General features: G+C 72.9%; 18 protein-coding genes. 6 read left to right on the top strand and 12 right to left on the bottom strand.

What is annotated here, in order from left to right; translation table 11 throughout:
• The 3 genes from KBX39_RS02760 to KBX39_RS02750 form a co-directional block, all read right to left on the bottom strand.
• On the bottom strand, positions 1-1,740 hold a 1,740-nt coding region (locus tag KBX39_RS02760), incomplete at its 3' end, for a CDP-glycerol glycerophosphotransferase family protein (protein ID WP_210869045.1).
• A gap of 188 nt (positions 1,741-1,928) precedes the next feature.
• A complete protein-coding gene (locus KBX39_RS02755; protein WP_043325107.1) occupies positions 1,929-3,212 on the bottom strand; it encodes a nucleotide sugar dehydrogenase in 1,284 nt (427 codons plus the stop codon).
• 3 nt (positions 3,213-3,215) lie between these two features.
• Positions 3,216-4,775, bottom strand: a complete 1,560-nt coding sequence (locus KBX39_RS02750) for a glycosyltransferase (protein WP_043325108.1) — start codon at positions 4,773-4,775, stop codon at positions 3,216-3,218.
• 309 nt (positions 4,776-5,084) lie between these two features.
• On the opposite strand from KBX39_RS02750, the gene KBX39_RS02745 reads away from it, so the two are divergent.
• Positions 5,085-6,251, top strand: coding sequence for a hypothetical protein (locus KBX39_RS02745; protein WP_247659820.1), 1,167 nt, complete (start codon positions 5,085-5,087; stop codon positions 6,249-6,251).
• A 9-nt stretch (positions 6,252-6,260) separates the two neighbouring features.
• On the opposite strand, the gene KBX39_RS02740 is transcribed toward KBX39_RS02745, so the two are convergent.
• Positions 6,261-8,138 (bottom strand): hypothetical protein, encoded by a 1,878-nt coding sequence (locus KBX39_RS02740; protein ID WP_210869043.1) that lies wholly within the window; start codon positions 8,136-8,138, stop codon positions 6,261-6,263.
• An 11-nt stretch (positions 8,139-8,149) separates the two neighbouring features.
• Complete coding sequence (locus KBX39_RS02735; RefSeq protein ID WP_069089956.1) at positions 8,150-9,610, bottom strand: hypothetical protein; 1,461 nt, start codon at positions 9,608-9,610, stop codon at positions 8,150-8,152.
• A 176-nt stretch (positions 9,611-9,786) separates the two neighbouring features.
• Between KBX39_RS02735 and wecB the strand changes: the two genes are divergently transcribed.
• Positions 9,787-10,875: a non-hydrolyzing UDP-N-acetylglucosamine 2-epimerase gene (gene wecB / locus KBX39_RS02730; RefSeq protein WP_043325111.1), complete on the top strand. Its 1,089-nt coding sequence runs from the start codon at positions 9,787-9,789 to the stop codon at positions 10,873-10,875.
• 75 nt (positions 10,876-10,950) lie between these two features.
• On the opposite strand, the gene KBX39_RS02725 is transcribed toward wecB, so the two are convergent.
• Genes KBX39_RS02725 through KBX39_RS02710 form a run of 4 tightly spaced genes read right to left on the bottom strand, consistent with a single transcriptional unit; the run spans position 10,951 to position 14,738 of the window.
• On the bottom strand, positions 10,951-11,556 hold the full coding sequence (locus KBX39_RS02725; protein WP_064447476.1) for a hypothetical protein: 606 nt from the start codon (positions 11,554-11,556) through the stop codon (positions 10,951-10,953).
• Positions 11,553-12,935: a glycosyltransferase gene (locus KBX39_RS02720; RefSeq protein ID WP_030499733.1), complete on the bottom strand. Its 1,383-nt coding sequence runs from the start codon at positions 12,933-12,935 to the stop codon at positions 11,553-11,555. Before KBX39_RS02720 ends, KBX39_RS02725 begins: the two co-directional genes overlap by 4 nt.
• Complete coding sequence (locus KBX39_RS02715) at positions 12,932-13,495, bottom strand: hypothetical protein (protein WP_051611092.1); 564 nt, start codon at positions 13,493-13,495, stop codon at positions 12,932-12,934. The genes KBX39_RS02720 and KBX39_RS02715 overlap by 4 nt, the downstream gene beginning before the upstream one ends.
• Before the next feature lie 28 nt (positions 13,496-13,523).
• A complete protein-coding gene (locus KBX39_RS02710; protein ID WP_223201138.1) occupies positions 13,524-14,738 on the bottom strand; it encodes a glycosyltransferase in 1,215 nt (404 codons plus the stop codon).
• Positions 14,739-14,857: 119 nt separating this feature from the next.
• Here KBX39_RS02710 and KBX39_RS02705 point away from each other — a divergent pair, with 119 nt between their 5' ends.
• A complete protein-coding gene (locus KBX39_RS02705) occupies positions 14,858-16,498 on the top strand; it encodes a glycosyltransferase (protein ID WP_210869041.1) in 1,641 nt (546 codons plus the stop codon).
• Positions 16,499-16,539: 41 nt separating this feature from the next.
• Here KBX39_RS02705 and KBX39_RS02700 read toward each other — a convergent pair whose 3' ends face one another.
• From KBX39_RS02700 to KBX39_RS02690, 3 genes are all read right to left on the bottom strand, one after another.
• Positions 16,540-17,583: a Gfo/Idh/MocA family protein gene (locus KBX39_RS02700; RefSeq protein WP_210869039.1), complete on the bottom strand. Its 1,044-nt coding sequence runs from the start codon at positions 17,581-17,583 to the stop codon at positions 16,540-16,542.
• Between the two features lie 56 nt (positions 17,584-17,639).
• Positions 17,640-18,746, bottom strand: a complete 1,107-nt coding sequence (locus KBX39_RS02695) for a DegT/DnrJ/EryC1/StrS aminotransferase family protein (RefSeq protein WP_043325114.1) — start codon at positions 18,744-18,746, stop codon at positions 17,640-17,642.
• Positions 18,747-18,895: 149 nt separating this feature from the next.
• Positions 18,896-19,528, bottom strand: coding sequence for a TetR/AcrR family transcriptional regulator (locus KBX39_RS02690; protein WP_043325115.1), 633 nt, complete (start codon positions 19,526-19,528; stop codon positions 18,896-18,898).
• Positions 19,529-19,682: 154 nt separating this feature from the next.
• Between KBX39_RS02690 and KBX39_RS02685 the strand changes: the two genes are divergently transcribed.
• The 3 genes from KBX39_RS02685 to KBX39_RS02675 form a co-directional block, all read left to right on the top strand.
• Positions 19,683-20,585, top strand: a complete 903-nt coding sequence (locus tag KBX39_RS02685; protein ID WP_166456408.1) for an ABC transporter permease — start codon at positions 19,683-19,685, stop codon at positions 20,583-20,585.
• Positions 20,578-21,378: an ABC transporter ATP-binding protein gene (locus KBX39_RS02680; protein ID WP_030499725.1), complete on the top strand. Its 801-nt coding sequence runs from the start codon at positions 20,578-20,580 to the stop codon at positions 21,376-21,378. Before KBX39_RS02685 ends, KBX39_RS02680 begins: the two co-directional genes overlap by 8 nt.
• A 104-nt stretch (positions 21,379-21,482) precedes the next feature.
• Positions 21,483-22,210 (top strand): 2-C-methyl-D-erythritol 4-phosphate cytidylyltransferase (locus tag KBX39_RS02675; protein WP_210869037.1); only part of this gene is annotated, 728 nt, incomplete at its 3' end.

Below are 22,210 nucleotides of genomic sequence, written 5' to 3'. Positions count from 1 at the left end.
GAGCCGGCCGATCTCGTCCCGGAAGCGGTCCATCGGGTTCGACCCGGCCGGGCCGAGCAGGTACTCCTTCAGCTCCCGTCGCGCCCCGGTCATCGGGTCGTCGCCGGACCGCGTCACGTCGAGGATCTTCGCCAGCTCGCCGCAGTCCGCCGAGAGCAGGTACGCCGCGCGCGCGGTCGGGAACTGCCGGCGGAACTCGTCCTCGGACAGACCGGCCGGGTTCGCCACCACGTACGGCCGCTCGCTCTGCACGAAGTCGGAGACCACGCTGGACACGTCGCTGACCAGCAGGTCGGTGACGTTGAAGCAGTCGAACAGCCCCGGCGTGCGGCCGGTGACCACCAGGTGCGCGGTCCCGTCCAGCGAGGACGGATCGGTGTCGCCGCCGGCCGCCTTGATCCGGCCCACGATGCGCTCGTGCACGGCCCGCGCCTTCGCCGACCGGCTGCCGGTCAGCGGGTGCGGCTTGTAGATCACCCGCACGTCACCGGCGGCGAGCAGGCCGGAGACGATCCGCTCCCCCATCAGCACCAGCGAGGTGTGGTACGGGTCGTCGTCGAGCCAGCCCTCCCAGGTGGGCGCGTAGAGCACGGTGAAGCGGTGGTCGGCGGCGCCGGAGCCGAACGTGTGCACCCCGGCGAGCTGCGGCCGGCCGACCTCCACGATGTCGCGGTCCAGCACGCCGACGTCGGCGCGCGCGTACCGCTCCCGCCCGGCCGGCCCGGCCACCCAGACCTCGTCGTACACCTTGCTGTACGGATTCACGCTCGCCTGCTTGTCGCTGTCGCCGTGGCCGACGAAGACGTGCTTGACGCCCGGTTCCCGCAGCAGGTGGATGTTGGCGCCGACGTTCGCGGCGTACAGGGCCACGCGCAGCGAGCTGAGGTCGAGGTTCATGAAGTCGACGCCGGCCGGCACGCAGATGACCGGCAGCCGGGTGTCGGCGAGCTGCTCGAACGCGTCAGCGGCGCGCAGCAGAACCACCGCGCGGCGGCCGGTCGCCTCCACCGGGGCGAGCCACATGTTGGCCTGGTAGACGTCCTTGGCCGGGCCGGCGAAGTAGAGCGCGACCTCGGGCCGTTCCCGGGCCATCCAGTCGTGCACGGCGGGCAGCACGCCCGGCTGGCTGCCCCGGCCGCGCAGCGCGGTCAGCGCCAGCACCGCGGCGGTGACCAGGCCGGCGGCGAGCGTCACCAGGCCGGTGACCACCACCGGGGCGACCTGGTCGCGCGCGGCGGCCACCACCGCCGCCGGCACCAGAAGCACGTTGAGCAGCGGCATGTTCAGCCCGGCCAGCCACCGCGCCCAGGCCGGCGGCACCGGGACGCGCCGCAGCGCGCCGAGGTCGATGTTGCGGGTGTACGCCGGGGGGTCGACCCGCCCGTCGATCACCTTCGTCACCGCGTTCGTGGCTACCGCAACGGTCCAGAGCGCGGCGGGCAGCAGCAGCACCGCGATCGTGCCGGCCACGCCGGGGCGGGCCGAGACGACCACCAGCAGGACCACCGACAGATCCCGCACCAGCCGCCGGAAGGTCTCGCCGAGCCCGGCCTTGTCGAGCAGTTCGGCGGTCGGAGTGTGCCGCCCGGCCAGAGCCAGTTCACCGGCGAAGGCGACCACGGCGGCCACCGCGAACGGCACCACCAGGCCGAGTACTCCGGAGAGGACCATGACCGCGTAGCCGAGGAGCGTCGCGCCCACCGCGGCGAGACCCTGCTGGCTGCGAATTCTGCTCAACAACGACACGCTCCCTGTCTGCCCCGACGTCGGCCAGGTTCGATTCGGACCGCTGCGACCCTAAACGGGTCACATGACACAAGTATTGCCGGGGTGTCCGGCAGGTGAACGGCGGACGCCGATCGGCTGGTGGCGACACGCGACGGGCCCCGGCCGTGATCACGGCCGGGGCCCGGTACGCGCGTGTGCGGTCAGCCTCCGATGACCACCCGGCGCACGCCGGTCCAGCGCTCCGGGTCGGTGACCCGCCGGCCGTCCACGAGCACCGTCACGCCGGGCAGGTCGGCCGGGGACAGCGTGCGGTACTCCGCGTGGTCGGCCTGGATCACCGCGGCGCCGAGCGGCTCGCCGTCGTAGCCGGGCAGGCCGTGCGCGGCCAGCTCCTCGTTGCTGTACATCGGGTCCGACACGTACGGCACCGCGCCCCGGCGGCGCAGCGCCTCGACGGTCGGGAAGACGCCGGAGAAGGCGGTCTCCTTGACGCCACCCCGGTAGGCGGCGCCGAGCACCAGCACGCCGACCCCGGTCAGGTCGCCGTACGCGGCGGCGAGCAGGTCGACCGCGTACTCCGGCATGGCCGCGTTGGCCTCGCGGGCCGAGCGCACCACGGTGGCGGCCGGGTCGTTCCACAGGTACATCCGCGGGTAGATCGGGATGCAGTGGCCGCCGACCGCGATGCCCGGCGAGTGGATGTGGCTGTACGGCTGCGTGTTGCACGCCTCGATGACCTTGGTGACGTCCACGCCCACGGTGTCGGCGAAGCGGGCGAACTGGTTCGCCAGGCCGATGTTCACGTCCCGGTAGGTCGTCTCGGCGAGCTTGGCCAGCTCGGACGCCTCGGCCGAGCCGAGGTCCCACACGCCGTTGGGGCGGTCCAGGTCGGGCCGCTCGTCGAAGTCGAGCACCGCCTCGTAGAACCGGACGCCGTGCGCGGCCGACGTCTCGTCGATGCCGCCGACCAGCTTCGGGTAGCGGCGCAGGTCGGCGAAGACCCGGCCGGTGAGCACCCGCTCGGGGCTGAACACGAGGTGGAAGTCGGTGCCGGCGGTGAGGCCGGAACCCTCGGCGAGCATCGGCGCCCAGCGGTTGCGGGTGGTGCCGACCGGCAGCGTGGTCTCGTAGCTGACCAGCGTGCCCGGCTTCAGCCCACGGGCGATGGCCCGGGTGGCGTCGTCCATCCAGCCGAAGTCCGGCACGCCCTCGGCGTCCACGAACAGCGGCACGACCACGACGACCGCCTCCGACTCGGCGACCGCGGCGGCGGTGTCGGTGGTGGCCGACAGCAGGCCGGCGGCGACCGTCTCCTTCAGCTTGACGTCCAGGTCGGCCTCGCCCGGGAAGGGCACCGCACCGTCGTTCACCAGCTGGACGACCCGCTCGGAGACGTCGGCGCCGATCACCCGGTGCCCCTTGGACGCGAACTGCACGGCCAGCGGCAGACCGATCTTGCCGAGCGCGACGACGCAGATGTTCATGAACTACTTTCCTCCTCGGGGGAGCCGGCGCCGAAGACGGGCCGCGACCCGGCGAAGCGTCACCGGCCAGACGGTGAACGCCAAGTGACCTTTGTGGTTGTTGTTGATCGTGACCAGATGCAGTCGGGTGCCGTCGCGGTACACCACCCGGTGGATCAGCGGCGGCCGGAACCCCCGCACCGGGACGGCGGCGCTGTCCGCCACCCGGACCCGGACCGCCCGGGTCGTTCCCGCCGGACCGAGGTCGGCGGCCAGATCCGGGAGCCGGAACGTGGCCTCCACAGTCGTGCCCATCGGGTCGGCCGGCAGCAGCCGCACGGCGGCCTCCGCCTCACCCACCCGCACGGACATGTCCCCGCCGACCAGGTCGGCGAGATCCGGCCGGGGACTGCGGGCGAGGATCTGCACCCGCCGGTCACCGTCGGGCCCGGTCACCGAGCGTACCGAAACCGCGGTCAGCGCGGCGAGCCACCGGCTCGCCGCCGGCTCCAACTCGTACCATTCGTCACTCAGGCCACCCGCCTCACCGAAGCCCGGGAACGCGGCGAACCAGCGCTGGTCGCGGACCACCGTCGAGGGCAGGCCGTCGGCGGCGGTCAGCCGGATGATCGCCACCAGGTCCTCCGGCCGGCCGTACGCGGCCGTGCCGACGAGCACGCGGGTGGCCGCGTCGAGCCGGTCGCGGATGCCGTCGGTGAGGTACTCCCGGACCAGCTTGCCGACCCGCGACCGGACCTGCTCCCGGGTCTCGGCGTCGAGCTTGAGGTAGTCGGGGCGGAACAGCTTCGCGATCTCCCAGGCGAAGTGGCGCCGCAGCACCGCGTCGCGCCGCTGCCCCGGCTCCACCATGTCGGCCACGAACCGGACGATGCGCTCCACACACTCCAGCCGGGCGAGATGGTCGCTGCGGTAGGTGATGTTCGTGGAGTTGAGGCGCTTGACCGCGAAGTAGTAGTCGTAGTCGGCGAGCACCGAGATGCGGGCCGCCCGCAGGCACGCCTCCAACGTGAACGGCTGGTCGCTGCCGACCGCCATGTCCTCCGGGAAGCGCAGGTGGTGACGCTCGATCAGGTCCCGCCGGAACAGCTTCGTGTTCGACAGCGAGAACGGCAGCGGCGAGTCGAACAGGTCGATGTCGGACCGGGTCCGGTCGTAGATCTCCTGGTGCACGTAGCGCTTGTTCACGCCGACCATGCGGCCGAGCACCACGTCCGAGCCCCACCGGTCGGCCGCCGACACCAGCCGCTCCAGCGCCTCGCGGCCCAGGTGGTCGTCGGCCCCGATGAAGAACACGTACCGGCCGGTGGCCAGGTCCAGCGCCCGGTTGCTGGGGGCGGCCGGCCCGCCGGAGTTGGGCTGGTGCACCACCGTCAGGACCGAGGGGTACGCCGCCGCGAACCGCTCCAGCTCCGCGCCGCTGCCGTCGGTGGAGCCGTCGTCGACCGCGACGATCTGCAGCCGGTCGTGCCCGATCGTCTGGTTGACGAGCGACTCGAGGCAGGTGGTGAGGTCCGGCATGGTGTTGTACACCGCGACGACGACCGTGACGTCCGGTCGGCTCACCGCCCGGCCGCCGTCCGGGCCGAGGTGTCGATCGTGACGGCGCCCCGTGCCGCGGCTGCCGCCCCCAGGTCCGCCGCAGAGATCGCCCCGTCAGAACCCATGCCCGTCCGTCTCCGTGTCAACCACTGTCGCACGTGCGACCCGAGCGAGTGTACGACAAGCGCGGCGCGGGAGGCCGATGCCCGGCCGTGCCGGGAAGCCGGTGTCGCCGTTGCTACCCTGCACCCGGCTCCGGGGCAGCGCTCCCGCCGGTCGCCGACGCCCCGGACGCTGACGCCGGGGGCGAAGATCACTCGGACAGGACCACGCATGACCGCACCGACGCGCGGCCAACAGCCGCCCGCGGAGACGGATTCCCAGCACCGGGCCTCCTTCGGGCACCGGCTGGCGACCGCCTTCCGCAACGCCCTGCCCGCGCTCGTCGGCTACGTCGCCGTGCGGGCCGTCGGGCTGGTCACGCTCTGGCTCTGGGCCCGCGCCACCGGGGCCCGGCCGGCCGCGCTGCTCACCGGGTCCGACGGCGTGTGGTACCTGCGGATCGCGCGCGACGGCTACGACGGCTACGCCCGGGTCCAGAGCGACATGGCCTTCTTCCCGCTCTATCCCCGCCTGGTCGGGGCGCTGGAGCCGTTGACCCCGCTCGGCGCGCGCGCCACCGCGCTGGCGGTCGCCGCCGTCGCCGCGCTCGCCGCCGCCTGGGGTCTGTTCGCGGTCGGCGAGCGGCTGTACGACCGCCGCGTCGGCATCCTGCTCGCCGTGCTCTGGGGCGTGCTGCCGCACAGCATCGTGCAGAACATGAGCTACAGCGAGGGGATCTTCACCGCGTTCGCCGCCTGGTCCCTGTACGCGCTGCTGCGCCGCTCGTGGCTGCTCGCCGCCGTGCTCAGCCTGTGCGCCGGACTGACCCGGCCGACCGGCTCCGCGTTGCTCGCCGTGGTCTGTCTCGCGGCGCTGATCGCGGCGCTGCGCCGCCGCGACGGCTGGCGCCCGTGGGCCGCGCTGGTGATCGCGCCGGCCGGCTGGGTCGGGTACCTGGCCTGGGTGGGCCGGCAGACCGGGCGGCCGGACGGCTGGTTCCACATCCAGGACGCCGGCTGGGGCACCACCTTCGACTTCGGCGCCGACACGGTCCGGGTGGCGCAGCGCGTGCTGGCGCAGCCCACGGCGCTGACCATGTACGTGGTGACGCTCGTGGTGCTGATCGCGCTGGCGCTGTTCGTGCTCAGCGCCCTCGACCGGCAGCCCTGGCAGCTCCTGCTCTACAGCGGCCTGATCCTGCTCACCACGCTCGGCGCGGCCGGCTACTACCACGCGAAGGCGCGCTTCCTGCTGCCCGCGTTCCCGCTCCTGCTGCCGGTCGCCGTCGCGCTGGCCCGGGCCGGCTGGGCCCGGGCCGTCACCGTGCTGACCCCGCTGCTGATCGTCTCCGCCTACTTCGGCGGCTACGTCCTGATCATCTGGAACCGGTCGCCGTAGGCGCGCCGCTCAGTTGCTGAACGGCCGCACGTCCCAGAGCCACACGTCGTCGACCTGGCGGCCCGGCCCGTACAGGGCGTCGAGCACCACGCGCAGGTCTTCCTGCCGGCGGTGCTTGGGCAGCGCCACCGCGTCCGCCCGCCAGTAGCGGGCGTCGGCGCGGGCCTGGGCGACCTCGGCCGGCGTCACGTCGGTGCCGCGCTTGCCCTCCGCGACCAGCGTGAGCAGCTTCGCCGTCGGCTGCGGCTCGACGCCCCACCGCCCGGTCGGGTCCTCCTTGGACGTAGGGCCGAGGAAGTAGCCCTGCGGGACCGCGAACTCGGCCAGCGCCGCCGAGCCCCAGTAGACCGAGGTCATGTTCGCCACCGGCACCGGCACCAGGGTGCGGCCGGGGGCCACGTGGTCACGCCAGGTGCCGGCGGTGACGAAGTCCGGCACCGCGGGACGGCCCTGGGCCGGCAGCGGGGTGGGCAGGATCGGCACCAGCGCGGCAGCCACCGCGACGACAGCGATCCGGGCCGGCAGCCGGTCCCCGTCACGCGCGAGACTCGCCACCCGGTCCAGAGCCAGCGCCAGCAGGACACCCACGGCCATGGTGGTGATGAACCCGAAGCGGGCCACCACCACGGCGTCGAAGACCGGAAGGTGCTGCAGCAACGCGAACGGCGCCGGGATCGTGGTCCGCTCGGTGCCCCAGGTCCAGGTGGTGCCCATCGACAGCAGCGCGCACACCACGGCGACCAGGGTCAGCACCCGGACGGTGATCTCCTTGCGTAGCCACCACGCGGCGGCGACCGCCACCACCACCAGCGACCAGCCGAAGAAGCTGACCTGCTCGGTGGTGTTCGGGCCCCACCCGCCGGCGCTGGTCGGGCTGCCGGCGATCGACTCGGTCGCGTAGCGCACGTAGGAGCCGAGCTTCAGGGCGTAGACGTCGGGGCCGCCGGGGTGCCCCATCCGGTGCTGCGGCCCGAAGAACTGCATCCACAGCGGGTACGCGGTGACGACAGCGACCAGCGCGCCGGCCACCCCCAGCCCGCCCAGCAGCCGGGGGGCGCGCCGCAACGCGACCTTCGGCGCCAGCGCGAGATGGGCCAGCGCGGCGAGCAGGCAGCCGAGCGCGAGCAGGAAGAGGATCTCCACGCTGATGAAGAACTGTGCCGCGATCAGCGCGCCGAGCACCAGCCCGTCCCGCAGCACCCGACCGCCCCGGGCCAGCGCCAGCACCCGCCAGCCGATCAGCGGCACCAGCCACTGCGCGGTCATGTGCGGGTGCCCGTTGCTGTGCGACACCAACGCCGGCGCGAACGCGCAGAACAGGCCGCCGACGAACGCGGCGGCACGGGACCGCACCACGTGCCGGGACAGCACGTGGTACCAGGCGTAGCCGGTGCCGACCAGGTTGAGCGTCATCAGCAGCACGTACGCCGTCGGGGCGCCGAACAGCAGCGTCACCGGCGACAGCAGGATCCCGGGCAGCTGCATGCCGACGTTGGTCATCAGGTTCACGCCGTCGGGGGCGTTCTGCGCGGTGGTGAAGAACGGGTTCTCCAGGTGCCGGACCGCGTGCGCCGCGTACGCCAGCATCCACTCGTTGAACCCCTGGTCGTCCGGGCGGCTGCCGAGCAGGCGTCCGTCCGGGTTGCGCCACCCGCGGGCGGTCACCAGGAGCGCCCAGGCCAGGTAGACCGCCGCGACGACGCCGTCCCACCGGCTCCACCGCCGGACCGGCCGCTCGCCGGTCCCGTCGCCGGCCTCGGTGCGGCCGCCGTCGTCCGTCCCGGTCTCCGCCGGCTCCGGCGCCCGGCGGACCTCCGTGTCGCCGGGCGAGGTGTCGCCGGGAGTGGCCGCAGCGGGGTCGGTGGGACGGGTGTCCGGAACGGTCATGAGGCAGGAGTTTACGGCTGCGCGGCGTCGTCGCCCGGCACCCCCCGGGCCGCCCGCCCGGCGCGTCTCCACGGCCTGGTCAGCGCCGCGTCGAGCGCCGCCACGGCCAGCACCACCAGGCTGATCCGCAGGTAGATCGCCTCCTGGATGCCGAACCGGCTGTACTCCCCGGCGGACAGCATGAGGCTGGCGAGCACACTGACCAGGCTCACCACCACACCGAGCACGCCGGCCAGGACGAGCCACGGCCGCCGGCGGACCGCGCCGGTGAGCACGCACGCCAGCACCATCGCCACGACGGCGCCGGCGAGCAGAGGAAGCACCAGGTCGCGGCGCGGGTACCAGACCCTCTCGACCGCGTCCGGCAGCATCGACACCGGGCGGCCGTACGTGTGCAACTCGGTGCTGCCCAGCGCCATCGGCAGGATCCGGCCGACCATGATCTCGCGGTAGTGATCCGGCTCGGCCATCGCGTACCGGAAGCCGATTGCCATCTCGTGCTCCTCGGCCCACCGCTGCAGTTCGGGGCAGTTCGCGTACGCCTCGGAGAACTTGCGGACGTTCCACCGCCGGACCAGGCTCGGGTCCTCGATCGCCACGCAACGCGGCATGCCGAGCTCGCGGTGGTAGACCTGCCGAATCTCCGGGTCGCGCTGCACCTCGACCATCAGCCGGTAGAGGAACGTCTCGTCGGTCTGCGAGCGGCCCGACGCGCTCCACTTGGCGAACGTCTCGTCGGTGGGACCGAGCAGCGCCGCGTTCCAGCCCAGCCCGGCGCCGATCGCGACCAGCGCCACCACCGCCGCCCAGCGGTGCGGGCGGCTGCGCCACGCCAGCACCGCCAGCACCGCCGGCACCAGCGCGATGAACAGCAGCATGTCCTGCCGGACGAACATCCACCACACGGTCACCACGACCGTGGCGGCGAGCAGCGGCCACGAGCGCCGGCGCACCCAGAGCACCAGCAGGCCGAACGCGAGCAGGCCGAGGCTGATGGAGAGCGACTCGGCGGTCAGCGTGTGGTCCCACACGTAGACCGCGCGGGTCAGCGCCAGCACGAACAGCGCGACCCCGGCGCAGACCCGGGCGGTCGTGCCGCGCAGCATCGTCCAGAGCGCCAGCACGAGCACCACCCACGCCGCGGTGCTGATCAGGGCCTGCGCCCACGCGCGGGCCGGATCGCTGCCGGCGAGCGTGTAGAGCAGCGGCGTGCCCCACAGTCGCGGCGCGTGCCCGGTGAAGGAGAGCGTCGCGGTCGGGTTCGGCCCGTCGAGCAGCCCGGCGTACGACCGGGTGTCGAAGGTGCGGAACGCCTCGGCCCGCGCGGCGATACTCAGCCGCGCGGCGACGAACGCGACGACCAGACCCGCGAGCACGAGCTGCGCGGGGCGCGGCCGGGGACGCGGCCGCCGGGCGGCGGGCGGCTCAGCCGGCTCCTGCGGGCGCTCTTGAACGACCGACGACTCGACCATGACGGGATTTCCTCGCGCTCGTGCCGGCCTTGTCGGCGTCCAGAAGCGGAATGCCCCGATGTTAGCCTGGATCGCCCGCGTGGGGGTTCCCCTCACCGGCCGGCGCAGCCGGTTCCGCGGGGCGCACACGGACGCCGCCCCGGTCGGACGGACAGTCAATCGGAGGGATCACCCACATGAAGGTCGTCAGCATCGTTGGCGCCCGGCCCCAGCTGGTCAAACTCGCACCGATCGCCGCGGCGTTCGCCGCCACGGAGCACGAGCACGTCATCGTGCACACCGGGCAGCACTACGACGCCGACCTCTCCGACGTCTTCTTCTCCGGGCTCGGCATCCCCGACCCGGACGTGCACCTGGGCATCGGTTCCGGCAGCCACGGCGTGCAGACCGGCAAGACGCTGGCCGCCCTCGACCCGGTGCTCGCGGCCGAACGACCCGACTGGGTGCTGGTGTACGGCGACACCAACTCCACGCTGGCCGGCGCGCTGTCCGCGGTGAAGATGCACCTGCCGGTGGCCCACCTGGAGGCGGGGCTGCGTTCGTTCAACCGCCGGATGCCGGAGGAGCACAACCGCGTCCTCACCGACCACTGCGCCGACCTGCTGCTGGCGCCCACCGAGGAGGCGGTGCGCCACCTGTCCGCCGAGGGCCTGGCCGCCCGTTCCGTGCTGGTCGGCGACGTGATGGTAGACGTTTGCCTGCGGGTGCGTGACGCGGTGCTGGCCGGTGACCAGCCGCGCCCCGAGCTGCCGGCCGGCATCGACCCGGACGCGCCGTACCTGCTGGCCACGCTGCACCGGGCGGAGAACACCGACGACCCGGAGCGGCTGGCCGCACTGGTGGGCGCGCTCGCCGAGCTGCCGGTGCCGGTCGCCCTGCTGGCGCACCCGCGCCTGCTGGCCCGGGCCGAGGAGCACGGCATCAAGCTGGGTGGCGGCGCGCTGCACGTGGGCCGGCCGCTGCCGTACGGCGGCATGGTGGCCGCGGTGCTCGGCTCCGTCGGTGTGGTGACCGACTCGGGCGGCCTGCAGAAGGAGGCGTACCTGCTGGACCGGCCCTGCACCACGCTGCGCCCGGAGACGGAGTGGGTGGAGACCCTCGCGGACGACTGGAACCGGCTGGTGCCGGACCCGTCCGCGCTGGGCGCCGACGGCTGGGTGCGGACCGCCACCCGGCCCCGGCCGGCCGCCGCGCGCGGCAACCCGTACGGTGACGGCCGCGCGGCCGAGAACGTGGTCCGGGTGCTCGCCGAGCACGCCCGCTGAAATCGGACCGGCCCGCCGGGCGCCGTCGCGATCGACGGTGCCGGCGGGCCGCTTCACGTGGTGCGGCAGGCGGCGTCAGGCCGCCGCGGTGAGCTGCGCCAACGGGGGCGGGTCGAGCGAGGTGGTGGCGACCACGTTCGGGAAGCGGCGGGCCAGCCGCCAGCCGAGCGTGATGGACAGCGCGTCGGAGGCCACGATCAGGTCGACCGGGTCGCGCTCCAGGTCCAGTTCGGACAGCCGCTTGTCGGCCAGCCGGGACAGCACCAGCGGGCGCACGTTCGAGTACGCCTTCATGAACACTCGCTTGTGGAACGCCCGGCTCAGGCGCTCCTGCCGCCGGCTGAGGCCGCTCGCCGTGCCGCCGCCGGCCAGCCGGCTCAGCCCGCGGGCCACCCGCCGGGGCCCGCTGGTGACCACGATCCGTTCGGTACGCAGCAGCGGATGCCGCTTCTCCGCGGCGCCGAGGGTGAACAGCCGCACGTTGGGCCGGCCGGCCAGGTCCGCCCAGTTGGTGTCGCTGAGGACCACCACGTCCAGCCGGGCGCCCTCGTCGAGGAGCCGCTCGGCCAGCGCCACGACCTTCTCGTGCGGTTTGTGGTTGAACGCCAGCAGCAGCGCCCGCGGCGTGCGGGACGCGCCCGCGGTGGGCGGCTGGTTGCCGGCTGCGTCGTCGAACGTCACGATGCGATCCTTCCCGCCTCGATCTTGCGCCGCACCATCGAGCGCAGCCTGGCCTCCAGCGGCGCCGTGACCGCCTGCCGGGTGAACGTGTCGGCGTGCGCGCGCGCCTCGGCACGCTGCTTCGCCGACATGTCCCGGGCCGCCTTGCCGGCGGCGATCATCGACTCGGCGATGTCGTGCACGTCGAGGCTCTCCGGGTTGAACCAGAGGGGATAGCCGGCCAGCACGTCCTGCGCGGCGATGCCGGGCGCGTGCACCGAGACGATCGGGCTGCCGCTCGCCATGTACTCGAAGATCTTCCCGGAGGTGACGTACCGCGCGCCGCCGGCCAGGAAGACCAGCACGTCGCTGTCCTGGTAGACCTTGCCGACCTCGGTCTTGGAGACCGGGCCCCGGTAGTGGATGCCGTACTCGGGCAGCGCGTGCCCCTGCTCGCCCTCGACCAGGCCGAGCCGCGCGATGAGGTCGGTCTTGCCCTGCTTGAAGTAGCCGAGGTGACCGTGGATGTTCAGCTCCGCGTCGGCCAGGTCGGGATGCCGCCGGGCGATCTGGAACGCCTCGGCCATCTGCTCCACCGGCTGGGTGCTGTTCATGGTGCCGAGGAAGGAGAAGCGCAGCGGGCGGTCGCGGTCCGACTCGGACGGCGGCGTGGGCGCGTCGAGCTGGGTCAGCAGATCCGGGTCCCAGCCGTTGGGGACCACCATCATCCGGTCCGCGGCGTTCGGGTAGCGGTCGGCGTACCAGGCCAGCAGCGGCTGGTTGACGAAGATCGAGGCGGAGGCGTCGCGCAGGATCCGGCGCTCCCAGCGCCAGGCGGGGTGGCCCGGCTCGTACCCCGGCTCCTCGGTGAACATGTTGAGCGTCCAGGCGTCGCGGTAGTCGACGGCGAACGGCACGCCGGTGGCCTTGTGGATCATCCAGGCGGCGGCGAACGAGGCGAACGGGTTGCCGGTGGCGAGCACCACGTCGAAGCGCCGCCGGGCGTGCATCCGCAGCGCCTTGCGCACCGACGCCAGCGCCCAGGACAGGTAGTGCTCGGGGAAGAACTTCTTCAACCCGAAGTTGTAGAGGTTGCGGGCCAGGATCGGCGACATGCCCCGGAACCGGCCGTAGGCGTGCAGGTCACGTTCCCAGGCGAAGTGGCTGATGTTGGGCCGCTCCACCTGGACCGACGGGTGCACGGTCTCGGCCAGCTGCTCGTCGACCGAGCCGATCACGCGGTGCAGGAACGACAGCGGCGACGCGAAGGCGGTCACGTCCCAACCGTGCTCGGCCAGGTAGTTCGCGGTGGCCCGGGCCCGGTACACGCCGCTGGCCCGCGACGGCGGAAAGTAGAAGGACAGGTACAGGATGCGCGGTCGGCGCGTCGGGCGCGTCATGGATTGTCCCCCTGGGCGGAATCCGGGTCGGGTCGGTTCTGGCCATCGGTCGCCACTCCAGAGTAGTCGTAACTGAAGCAGACTCTCGGGCTCGCGTGACCGCGTCGGCGCTCCAGCAGGCGCACCGCGTACGGCATCGCCACCGGATCGGTGACGACGAGCACATCCACCGTGGGACGCGCGCAGGCCCGGGCGAGAAGCCGGTCACGCTGGTCGCCGCGCATCCGCACGAACGCCCGGTGCGCCGGGTCGGCGAGGCGCCGCTGGAACGCCCGCTCGGCCCGCTTCGACACCTTCCGCAGCGGACCGCGGCCGATGGTCCGCAGCAGCTTGCGGGGCGCCTTGTACAGCGCCGCCTGTTCGACCCGGTCGGCCGGCAGCCGACGTTGCAGGGCAGCCAGGTCGATCACCCGCACGCCGGTGGCGAACGTCTCACGACTCCAGGGGCCCATCTTGTCGACCACCACGGTGGCGGCGCCCCCGTCGGCGATCACCTGGCGGGACTCCTCCACGACCGCGCGCCGCCGGACCGACCCGACGGACAGGAAAAGGACGTGCATCTCACTCCATCAGCTGCGGCGCCCGGCGTCAGACCGCCGGGTCGGCCTCGTCGGAGAACCACAGGCGGCGGTGCGTCTCGGCGACGGCGGCGTAGCCGTACCGGTCGGCGAGCGCCTTACGGGCGTGGGCCGGTTCGAGGTCGTCGGGGAACCGGGACCGCAGCCGCCGGTATCCGGCGACGATCGTCTCCGGGTCGTCTGTCACGTCGATCATCTGACCGGCGGCGTCCTCGATGCCGGCCAGCGTCCGCTCCGGACCGCCGCAGCGGGTGACCAGGACGGGCAGCCCGGCCGCGATCGCCTCGATGACCGCCACCCCGAACGTCTCGCGGCGGCTCGGGTGCACCAGCAGGTCGTGCTCCCGCATCAGCTCCAGCGCCCGCTCGGGCGGGACCGCCCCGGTGAACGTGACCGCGTCGGCCACCCCGAGCTCGGCCGCCCGGGCGGTCAGGCTCGCCAGCAGCGCGCCCTCCCCCACCAGCGTCAGCGTCAGTGCCGGGTCGTCCTGCCGGCACCGCGCGAACGCCTCCAGCAGCAGCGGGACGCCCTTGAGCTCGGAGAGCGCGCCGACGAACAGCCACCGGCGCAGCGCGGTGATCGGCGTCGGACGGGGCCGGTCGAAGGAGATCGGGTTGGCGATCGCGCCGATCCGGTCCGCGTGGTGCGGGAACGCCTCGACCAGCGGGGCCCGGACGCCCTCGCCCACGGCGAGGAAACCGGCGCACCGGTCGAGCACCTCGTCGTACATCTCCCGGCCGCGGGCGGTCTCGAGCACCTTGTCCAGGAAGCTGGCGTGCTCGGTCACGTAGACCCGGGTGTCCGGGCCGGCGTTGCGGATCGCCGCCCAGCCGCTGGGCAGCCCGACGTGGGCGTGCACGACCGGTGCGGTGAGCGGACGGCCGCCGAGGGCCGCGCGCAGCGCCTCGTCGTGCCGGTCGGCGATCTCCGCGTGCCCCAGCCCGCGGGGCACCGGCACCGGGACGTAGACCAGGTCGGCGCCGCCGACGGTCGGGGTGCGGTGCCGGGCGTGGCCGAGCAGGACGCGGTGGGCGTCCTTGACCCGGCGCTCAGCCGCCGGATCGAGGGCGGCCACCCAGGCGTCGCAGTGATAGACGGTCATCCGGTCGGAAACCGGTGCGGTCGCGTCGACCATCGCCTGGACGAACGAGCCGCGGAAGGGCAGTTCGCGGGTCGGGAACCAGGGCGTGAGGACGACGACGTCCCGTGCTGAAGTTGCCGGCACCCGAACCTTCCTCGCCGCAAGTAGGGACCGCGCCACGTTAACATGCACGAACCGCGCTCGCCGACCACGCGGGTCGGCGTTGCGGCGCCAGCCTCCGCGATCGGAAGGACCCAGCCCAGATGGGCAGCAAGCTCGCAGTCGGCGTGCTCCGTCGCGTCACCGCTCCCCGGGTGGTGCGTCACCGCGCGGCGGCCCGTCTGATCCACGGCCTGGCGGCCGCGCCGCTGCTGCCGGCCGGCGCGCGGTCGTCGCTGGCCCGCCGCCTGCGCGCCGGCATGGTCCGGGCCGGCTGGCCGGCGGCGGAGTCCCGGGCCGCGCTGGTCGCGGTGGCCGGTGGCGTGGGCCCGGCCGCCCGTGCCGACCTGCTCGCGCAGGAGGCCGCCGACGAGATCGCCGAGGGACGCACCCCGGCCCACCTGACTGCCGCCGTCGAGGCCGACCTGGCCGAGGCGGACCGGGCGTACGCCCGGGGTGACGGCGAGGCGGCGGCCCGGCGGCTGCACCGGGTGCTGCACACCCAGTTCCACCGGGTGATCCACTTCGACCAGCTCGACTCGCCGCTGGCGGACGATCCGGCGGCGTTCCTCGCGCCGCTGCACGGCAGCGCCGTGGGTCGGGCGCTGCTGACGCCGCGCGGCCGCCGGCAGCCGGCCGCGCCGCCGCCGACGGACCGGCCGCAACGGGTGCTGCTGCTGCTCAACGGAAGCGCGCACTTCGTGCAGGCGATCCGGGAGCGCTACGCCGCCCACCCCGATGTGGAGCTGCGTTACGTGCGGCTGGACGACGACCCGGTGGCCGGGCCGCTGATCCGGCAGTCCAGGCGTATGACCGCCGAGGCGCTGCTGCGCGACACCGAGTACGGCAGGCAGGTCGAGGCCTGGCTGCGCCCGCACCTGGACTGGGCCGACACGGTGTTCGTCGACTGGGCCGTGGCGACCGCTGTGATGGTCGGCCTGGTCGACCCCGGCGACACCCGGGTGGTGGTCCGGCTGCACAGCTACGAGGCGTTCGGCAGGTGGCCGAACCTGATCGACTTCAGCCGGGTGGACGACGTGGTCTTCGTCTCCGAGCACCTGCGTGACTTCACGCTCCGGGTGGCGCCCGGGCTCACCGGCGCGCACGCGCCGCGTACCCACGTGTTGTGCAACGCGATGGACCTGGCGCCGTTCGCGCGGCCGAAGGACTCCGCGGCCCGGTTCACGCTCGGCCTGGTGGGCACCAGCGCGGTCGCCAAGGACCCGCGGTGGGCGATCGAGGTGCTGCGGCTGCTGCGCGCCGCCGACGAGCGGTACCGCCTGCTGCTGGTCGGCGGGAGCATCGACACCGGGATGAGCCGGGCGGCGCGCGACTACGCGGCGGCGCTGGAGACGGAGCTGGCCGAGCTGGCGCCCTCCGGCGCGGTGACCCGGCTCGGCCACACCGACGACGTGCCGGGTGTGCTGACCGGCATCGGCGTGGTGCTCAGCAGCTCGGTGCGGGAGAGCTTCCACTGTGCCGTGGTGGAGGGCGCCGCGAGCGGCGCGGTGCCGGTGGTGCGGGACTGGCCGTTCTTCGCCGATGGGGAACACGGCGCGCGTACCGTCTTCCCGGCCGACTGGGTGGTCGCGACGCCGGCCGAGGCCGCCGCCCGCGTCCGTGCGGTCACCGCGGACGAGCAGGTCTGGCGGGCCGCCGGCGAGGCCGCGGCCAAGCACGCCTCGGCCACCTGGGACTGGTCGGTGAACGCACCGTGCTTCGACCGTCTGCTGGGGATCGACTGACCGGGCCGGCCGGGCGTCGGTGTCGCCCGGCCGGGCCGGTGTCAGGCCGGGGGCGGCTGCAGGCCGCGCCCGTCCCGGTCGGCGGCGGCCGGGCCCACGGCCACGGTACGGCCGTCGGACGCGGACTCCAGCAGGGCGGCGGCGACCTGGACGGTACGCAGGCCCTGCCGCAGGGTGACGATGTCGCTCTGCTTGCCCTCCACCGCGTCGCGGAACCGCTCGTGCTCGACCAGCAGCGGCTCCCGCTTCGGGATGGCGTAGCGGACCATGTCGCCCTCGGCCACGCCGCGGAACGCGCGCAGCGCCTCCCACTCGGTGTCGATGGCGGCGTTGGCGTAGAAGGTGAGGTCGGCGGTGAGCGTGTCGGCCACGAAGCAGCCCTTGTCGCCGGTGACGACGGTGGACCGCTCCTTGAGCGGGCTCAGCCAGTTGACCAGGTGGTTGACCATGGTGCCGTCGGCGAGCTGGCCGACGACGGCGACCATGTCCTCGTGCAGCCGGCCGCTGCGCGAGACCGTGCGGGCGGAGACCGAGGTGTACTCCTGGCCGGTCACCCACGCGGTGAGGTCGATGTCGTGGGTGGCCAGGTCCATCACCACGCCGACGTCGGCGATCCGGTGCGGGAACGGGCCCTGGCGCCGGGTGACGACCTGGAACACCTCGCCCAGCTCCCCGGCCTCCAGGCGGGTGCGCAGGCTCTGCAGCGCCGGGTTGTAGCGCTCGATGTGGCCGACGCCGGCGACCAGGCCGGCGGCCTCGAACGCCTCGACCAGCCGGGTCGCCGCGTCGACGGACTGCGCGAGGGGCTTCTCGATCAGCGCGCAGACGCCGTTGGCGGCCAGCTCCATGCCGATCGGCTCGTGCAGCGCCGTCGGGCAGGCCACCACCGCGTAGTCGACGCCGAGGGCGAGCAGGTCGCTCAGCTCGGGTACGACGGGCGCGCGCAGCGTCCCGGTCACGTCGCCGGCCGGGTCGACCACGCCGACCAGCTCGACGCCGTCGAGGTTGGACAGCACCCGGGCGTGGTTGCGCCCCATGGCGCCGAGGCCGATCAGACCGGCGCGCAGCTTGCGACCTTCACTCACTGAGCTGTCCTTCGTTCGCGACTGCGGGGCTCGCAAACCCGACTCACTCCTCGCGCTCACCGGGCACCGCCGGCCAGGTTCGCGCCCTCGGCGATCCGCTCCAGGTCGGCCTGGCTCAGCGACGGGTGCACCGGCAGCGAGACGACCTCGGCGGCGGCCCGCTCGGTCTCCGGCAGGTCCCACGCGCCCGGCTTGCCGTCCACGAGGTACGGCTTGAGCCGGTGGATCGGGGTCGGGTAGTAGACCGCGTTGCCGATGCCCAGCTCGGTGAGGCGGGCCTGGGCGGCGTCCCGGTTGCCGGTGACGCGCACGGTGTACTGGTGGTAGACGTGCCGGGCGCCGTCGGCGACCGGAGGGGTGACCATGCCGGTGATCGCCGAGTCGAGGAACTTGGCGTTGGCGCGGCGCTGCTCGGTCCACTCGCCGAGCTGGGTGAGCTGCACCCGGCCGATGGCGGCGGCCACGTCCGTCATCCGCATGTTGGCGCCGACGATCTCGTTGGCGTACCGCTGCTCCATGCCCTGGTTGCGCAGCAGCCGCAGGGTACGGGCCAGCTCGGCGTCGGCGGTGCTGATCATGCCGCCCTCCAGGGCGTGCATGTTCTTCGTCGGGTAGAAGCTGAAGCAGCCGGCGGTGCCGAAGGCGCCGACCGGGGTGCCGTTCAGCTCGGCGCCGTGCGCCTGCGCGGCGTCCTCGACCACAGCGAGGCCGTGCTGCTGCGCGATCGTCATGATCCGGTCCATCGCGGCCGGGTGGCCGTAGAGGTGTACCGGCATGATCGCGACGGTCTTCGGCGTGACGGCGGCGGCGACCGCCTCCGGGTCGACGCAGAAGCTGCCCGGCTCGATGTCCACGAAGACCGGCTCGGCGCCGACCAGCCGCACCGCGTTGGCGCTCGCGGCGAAGGAGAACGAGGGCACGATGATCTCGTCGCCCGGGCCGAAGCCGAGCGCCATCAGCGTCAGCTGCAGCGCGGAGGTGCCGGAGTTGACGGCGACGCAGTGCCGGCCGCCGACCAGGTCGCCGAACTCCTCCTCGAACGCCGCGACCTCGGGGCCCTGCACGACCCGGCCGCTCCGCAGCACCCGGACGGCCGCCTCGATCTCGGCCTCGCCGATGATCGGCCGTGCGGGGGGAATGAACTCTGGATGCGGCCCGGCCATGGGGCTTCCTCCTGTCGACACGTGGTTCATGGGAGACATTTCGGGGGATGCTACCGCTCTGTCAGGAAAACAATCGGGTCGCGCTGATTGTCCGACTGGATGTGACGTTCTGTTCATGATCGACGACGGCCCTCCGGGGGCGACCCGGGTCAGACTTCCACCTCGTCGCGCACAGGCCCCACGCATGCTACCCGCAGGGCGGCGACGATCGCGGCCGCCATCCGGGGCACCTCGGCGGGCTCCAGCGGGGCCCGGGAGATCGCCATCCGCCAGTACACCGGCCCCACGATGAGATCGACGGCGGCGCGCCGGTCGGTGTCCGGGGACAGCTCGCCGCGCTCGACCGCCCGGCCGATCAGGATCCGCCCCACCGCCTGCTGGTAGTCGTCCAGGGCGGCCTGCAGCTTCTCCGCGATCTGCGGGTTGCGGGCCGCCTCGGCCAGCAGGTCCGGGATGATCTGCGCGGCCAGCCGGTGACGCAGCGCACGCGCCATCACGTGCAGCAGGATCTCCAGGTCACCGAGCAGGCTGCCGGTGTCCAGCAGCGGGATGTTGCGGCCCGCCACGGCGGAGACCATGTCCAGCACCAGGTCGAGCTTGGACCGCCAGCGGCGGTAGATGGCGGTCTTGCTCACACCGGCCCGGCGGGCCACCGCCTCGATGGAGAGGCGACCGTAGCCGACCTCGGCCAACTCCTGCATCACGGCGGTACGGATGGCGCTGGTGATCTCCCCGCGCAGCACCGCCGCGCCGGCCGGGGCACGCCTCTTCTCGGTCGTCACGTGGAACAATGTAGCGCAACGACGGTACGGTTGCGTCCCGACGTTCGGTGGACTACCTTCCATGCAGCAGCGAGGCGGCTCCTCCCCGCCGGGCCACGCTGGATCTGTTCACCGCACTGCTCCCCATCAGCACGAAAGATCGGAGCGCCTGATCATGGCCAACACCGCGGTGGCCGACCCCGAATCCGGACTGAGCCGGGCCGAACTGGCCCGGCGGTACGGGTTGCGGGTCGCCGGGGAACGACCACCACTGGGCGAGTACACCCGCCGGTTGTGGGCGTACCGGCACTTCATGACCGCGTACTCGCGGGCGAAGGTCGCGTCCTCGCTGAGCAACACCCAGCTCGGGCAGCTCTGGCAGGTGCTGACACCGCTCACCAACGCGGCGGTCTACTTCCTGATCTTCGGCGTGATCCTGTCGCAGAACCGGAACGTGTCGAACTTCATCGCGTACCTGTGCACCGGCGTGTTCATCTTCATGTTCACCCAGACCGCGGTGTCGAACGGCACCAGCGCGATCACCGGTAACCTGGGCCTGATCCGGGCGCTCCAGTTCCCCCGGGCCGCGCTGCCGATCACGGTCACGCTGGTGCAGCTCCAGCAGCTGCTCATGTCGATGGTCGTGCTGGGCGCGATCGTGCTGTTCACCGGCGAGCCGGTGACCTGGCGCTGGCTGCTGCTCGCCCCGACGCTGCTGCTCCAGACCGTCTTCAACATCGGCCTCACCATGATCATGGCCCGGATCGGCTCCAAGATCACCGACCTCAAGCAGATCATGCCGTTCGTGATGCGCACCTGGCTGTACGCCTCCGGCGTGCTCTACCCGGTGGCGCTGTTCCGCGAGCACCTGCCGCACTGGGCCGCGAGCCTCCTGGAGTGGAACCCGCCGCTGGTCTTCATCGAGCTGGCCCGCTACTCGCTGCTCGACTCCCACCAGGCCCACCTGGTCAGCTCGCCGCCGAAGCTCTGGGCCCTCGGCCTGTTCTGGGCGGTCGTCATGGGCATCGGCGGGTTCGTCTACTTCTGGCGCGGAGAGAAGGAGTACGGCCGTGGCTGAGCAGACCCTGCCGCTGAACGCCGGTCCCGTGATCGACTCGGGTCGCGTGCCCACAGTCGTGGTGGACGACGTGCACGTGATCTACCGGATCCACAAGGGCGCGAGCGGCGGCACCACACCGGTCTCCGCGCTCAAGCGGATCGTCTCGCGCACCAAGGCGCCGAACATCCGCGAGGTGCACGCGGTCAAGGGCGTGAGCTTCACCGCGTACCAGGGTGAGGCGATCGGCCTGATCGGCAGCAACGGCTCCGGCAAGTCGACGCTGCTGCGGGCCATCGCCGGGCTGCTCCCGCCGGCCCGCGGCGCGGTCTACACCCAGGGCCAGCCGTCCCTGCTGGGCGTCAACGCCGCGCTGCTCAACGACCTGTCCGGCGAGCGCAACGTGGTGCTCGGCTGCCTCGCCATGGGCATGCAACCGGACCAGGTCAAGAAGATCGCCCCGGAGATCATCGAGTTCTCCGGCATCAACGAGCGCGGCGACTTCGCCTCGCTGCCGATGCGCACGTACTCCTCCGGCATGGGCGCCCGGCTGCGCTTCGCCATCTCGTCGGCGAAGAAGCACGACGTGCTGCTCATCGACGAGGCGCTGGCCACCGGTGACCGCAAGTTCCGGGTCCGCAGCGAACAGCGGGTCCGCGAGCTGCGCGACAGCGCCGGCACCGTGTTCCTGGTCAGCCACTCCATCGGCTCGATCCGGGACACCTGCGAGCGGACCATCTGGCTGGAGGGCGGCGTCCTGAGGATGGACGGCCCCACCAAGGAGGTCTGCGACGCGTACGAGGGCCAGAAGTAGCCCGCCGGAGCGCACCGGTCCCGGGATCGCCCGGATCGGTGCGCTCCGCCGTCCGCGTTAAGGTTTTCGGATCCATCCCCTTTCACCCAGAGTGAGGTACGGCAATGACGCAGGACCACACCACCGCACCGGACGCCGCGCCGGCGAGCCCGGCACCCTGGCGACCCGCGCGTACGGTGGCCGTGATCCTCGCCGGGGGGACCGGCACGCGCCTCGGGCTGGGCATCCCGAAGCAGCTCCTCAAGATCGCCGGTAAGCCGATCATCGAGCACACCCTGGCCGTCTTCGAGGCCGCGCCGGAGATCGACGAGATCATCGTGCTGATGGCCACCGGTCACGTCGACGACGCGCGGCGCATCGTCGCCGACGCCGGCTTCCGCAAGGTCACCAAGGTGATCGAGGGCGGCGAGACCCGCAACGACACCACCCGGATCGCGCTCGACGCGGTCGGCGAGGGCGACGTCAACATCCTCTTCCACGACGCGGTACGCCCGCTGGTCAGCGCCCGGATCGTGCGCGAGTGCGTGAACGCGCTCTGGACGTACTCGGCCGTCGACGTGGCCATCCCGTCCGCCGACACGATCATCCAGGTCGACGCGGACGACTGCATCACCGACATCCCGGTCCGCTCCCGGCTGCGCCGCGGCCAGACCCCGCAGGCGTTCCGCTCCGGCACCATCCGCGAGGCGTACCGCCGTGCCGAGGGCGACCCCGACTTCGCCGCCACCGACGACTGCGGCGTGGTGCTGCGCTACCTGCCCGGCACGCCGATCAAGGTGATCGACGGCTCGGACGAGAACATCAAGGTCACCCACCCGGTCGACGTGCACCT

The organism is Micromonospora sp. D75, from assembly GCF_018070405.1.
GTDB classification, from domain to species: Bacteria; Actinomycetota; Actinomycetes; order Mycobacteriales; family Micromonosporaceae; genus Micromonospora; species Micromonospora chalcea.
This window is presented reverse-complemented; position numbering and strand designations above follow the sequence as displayed.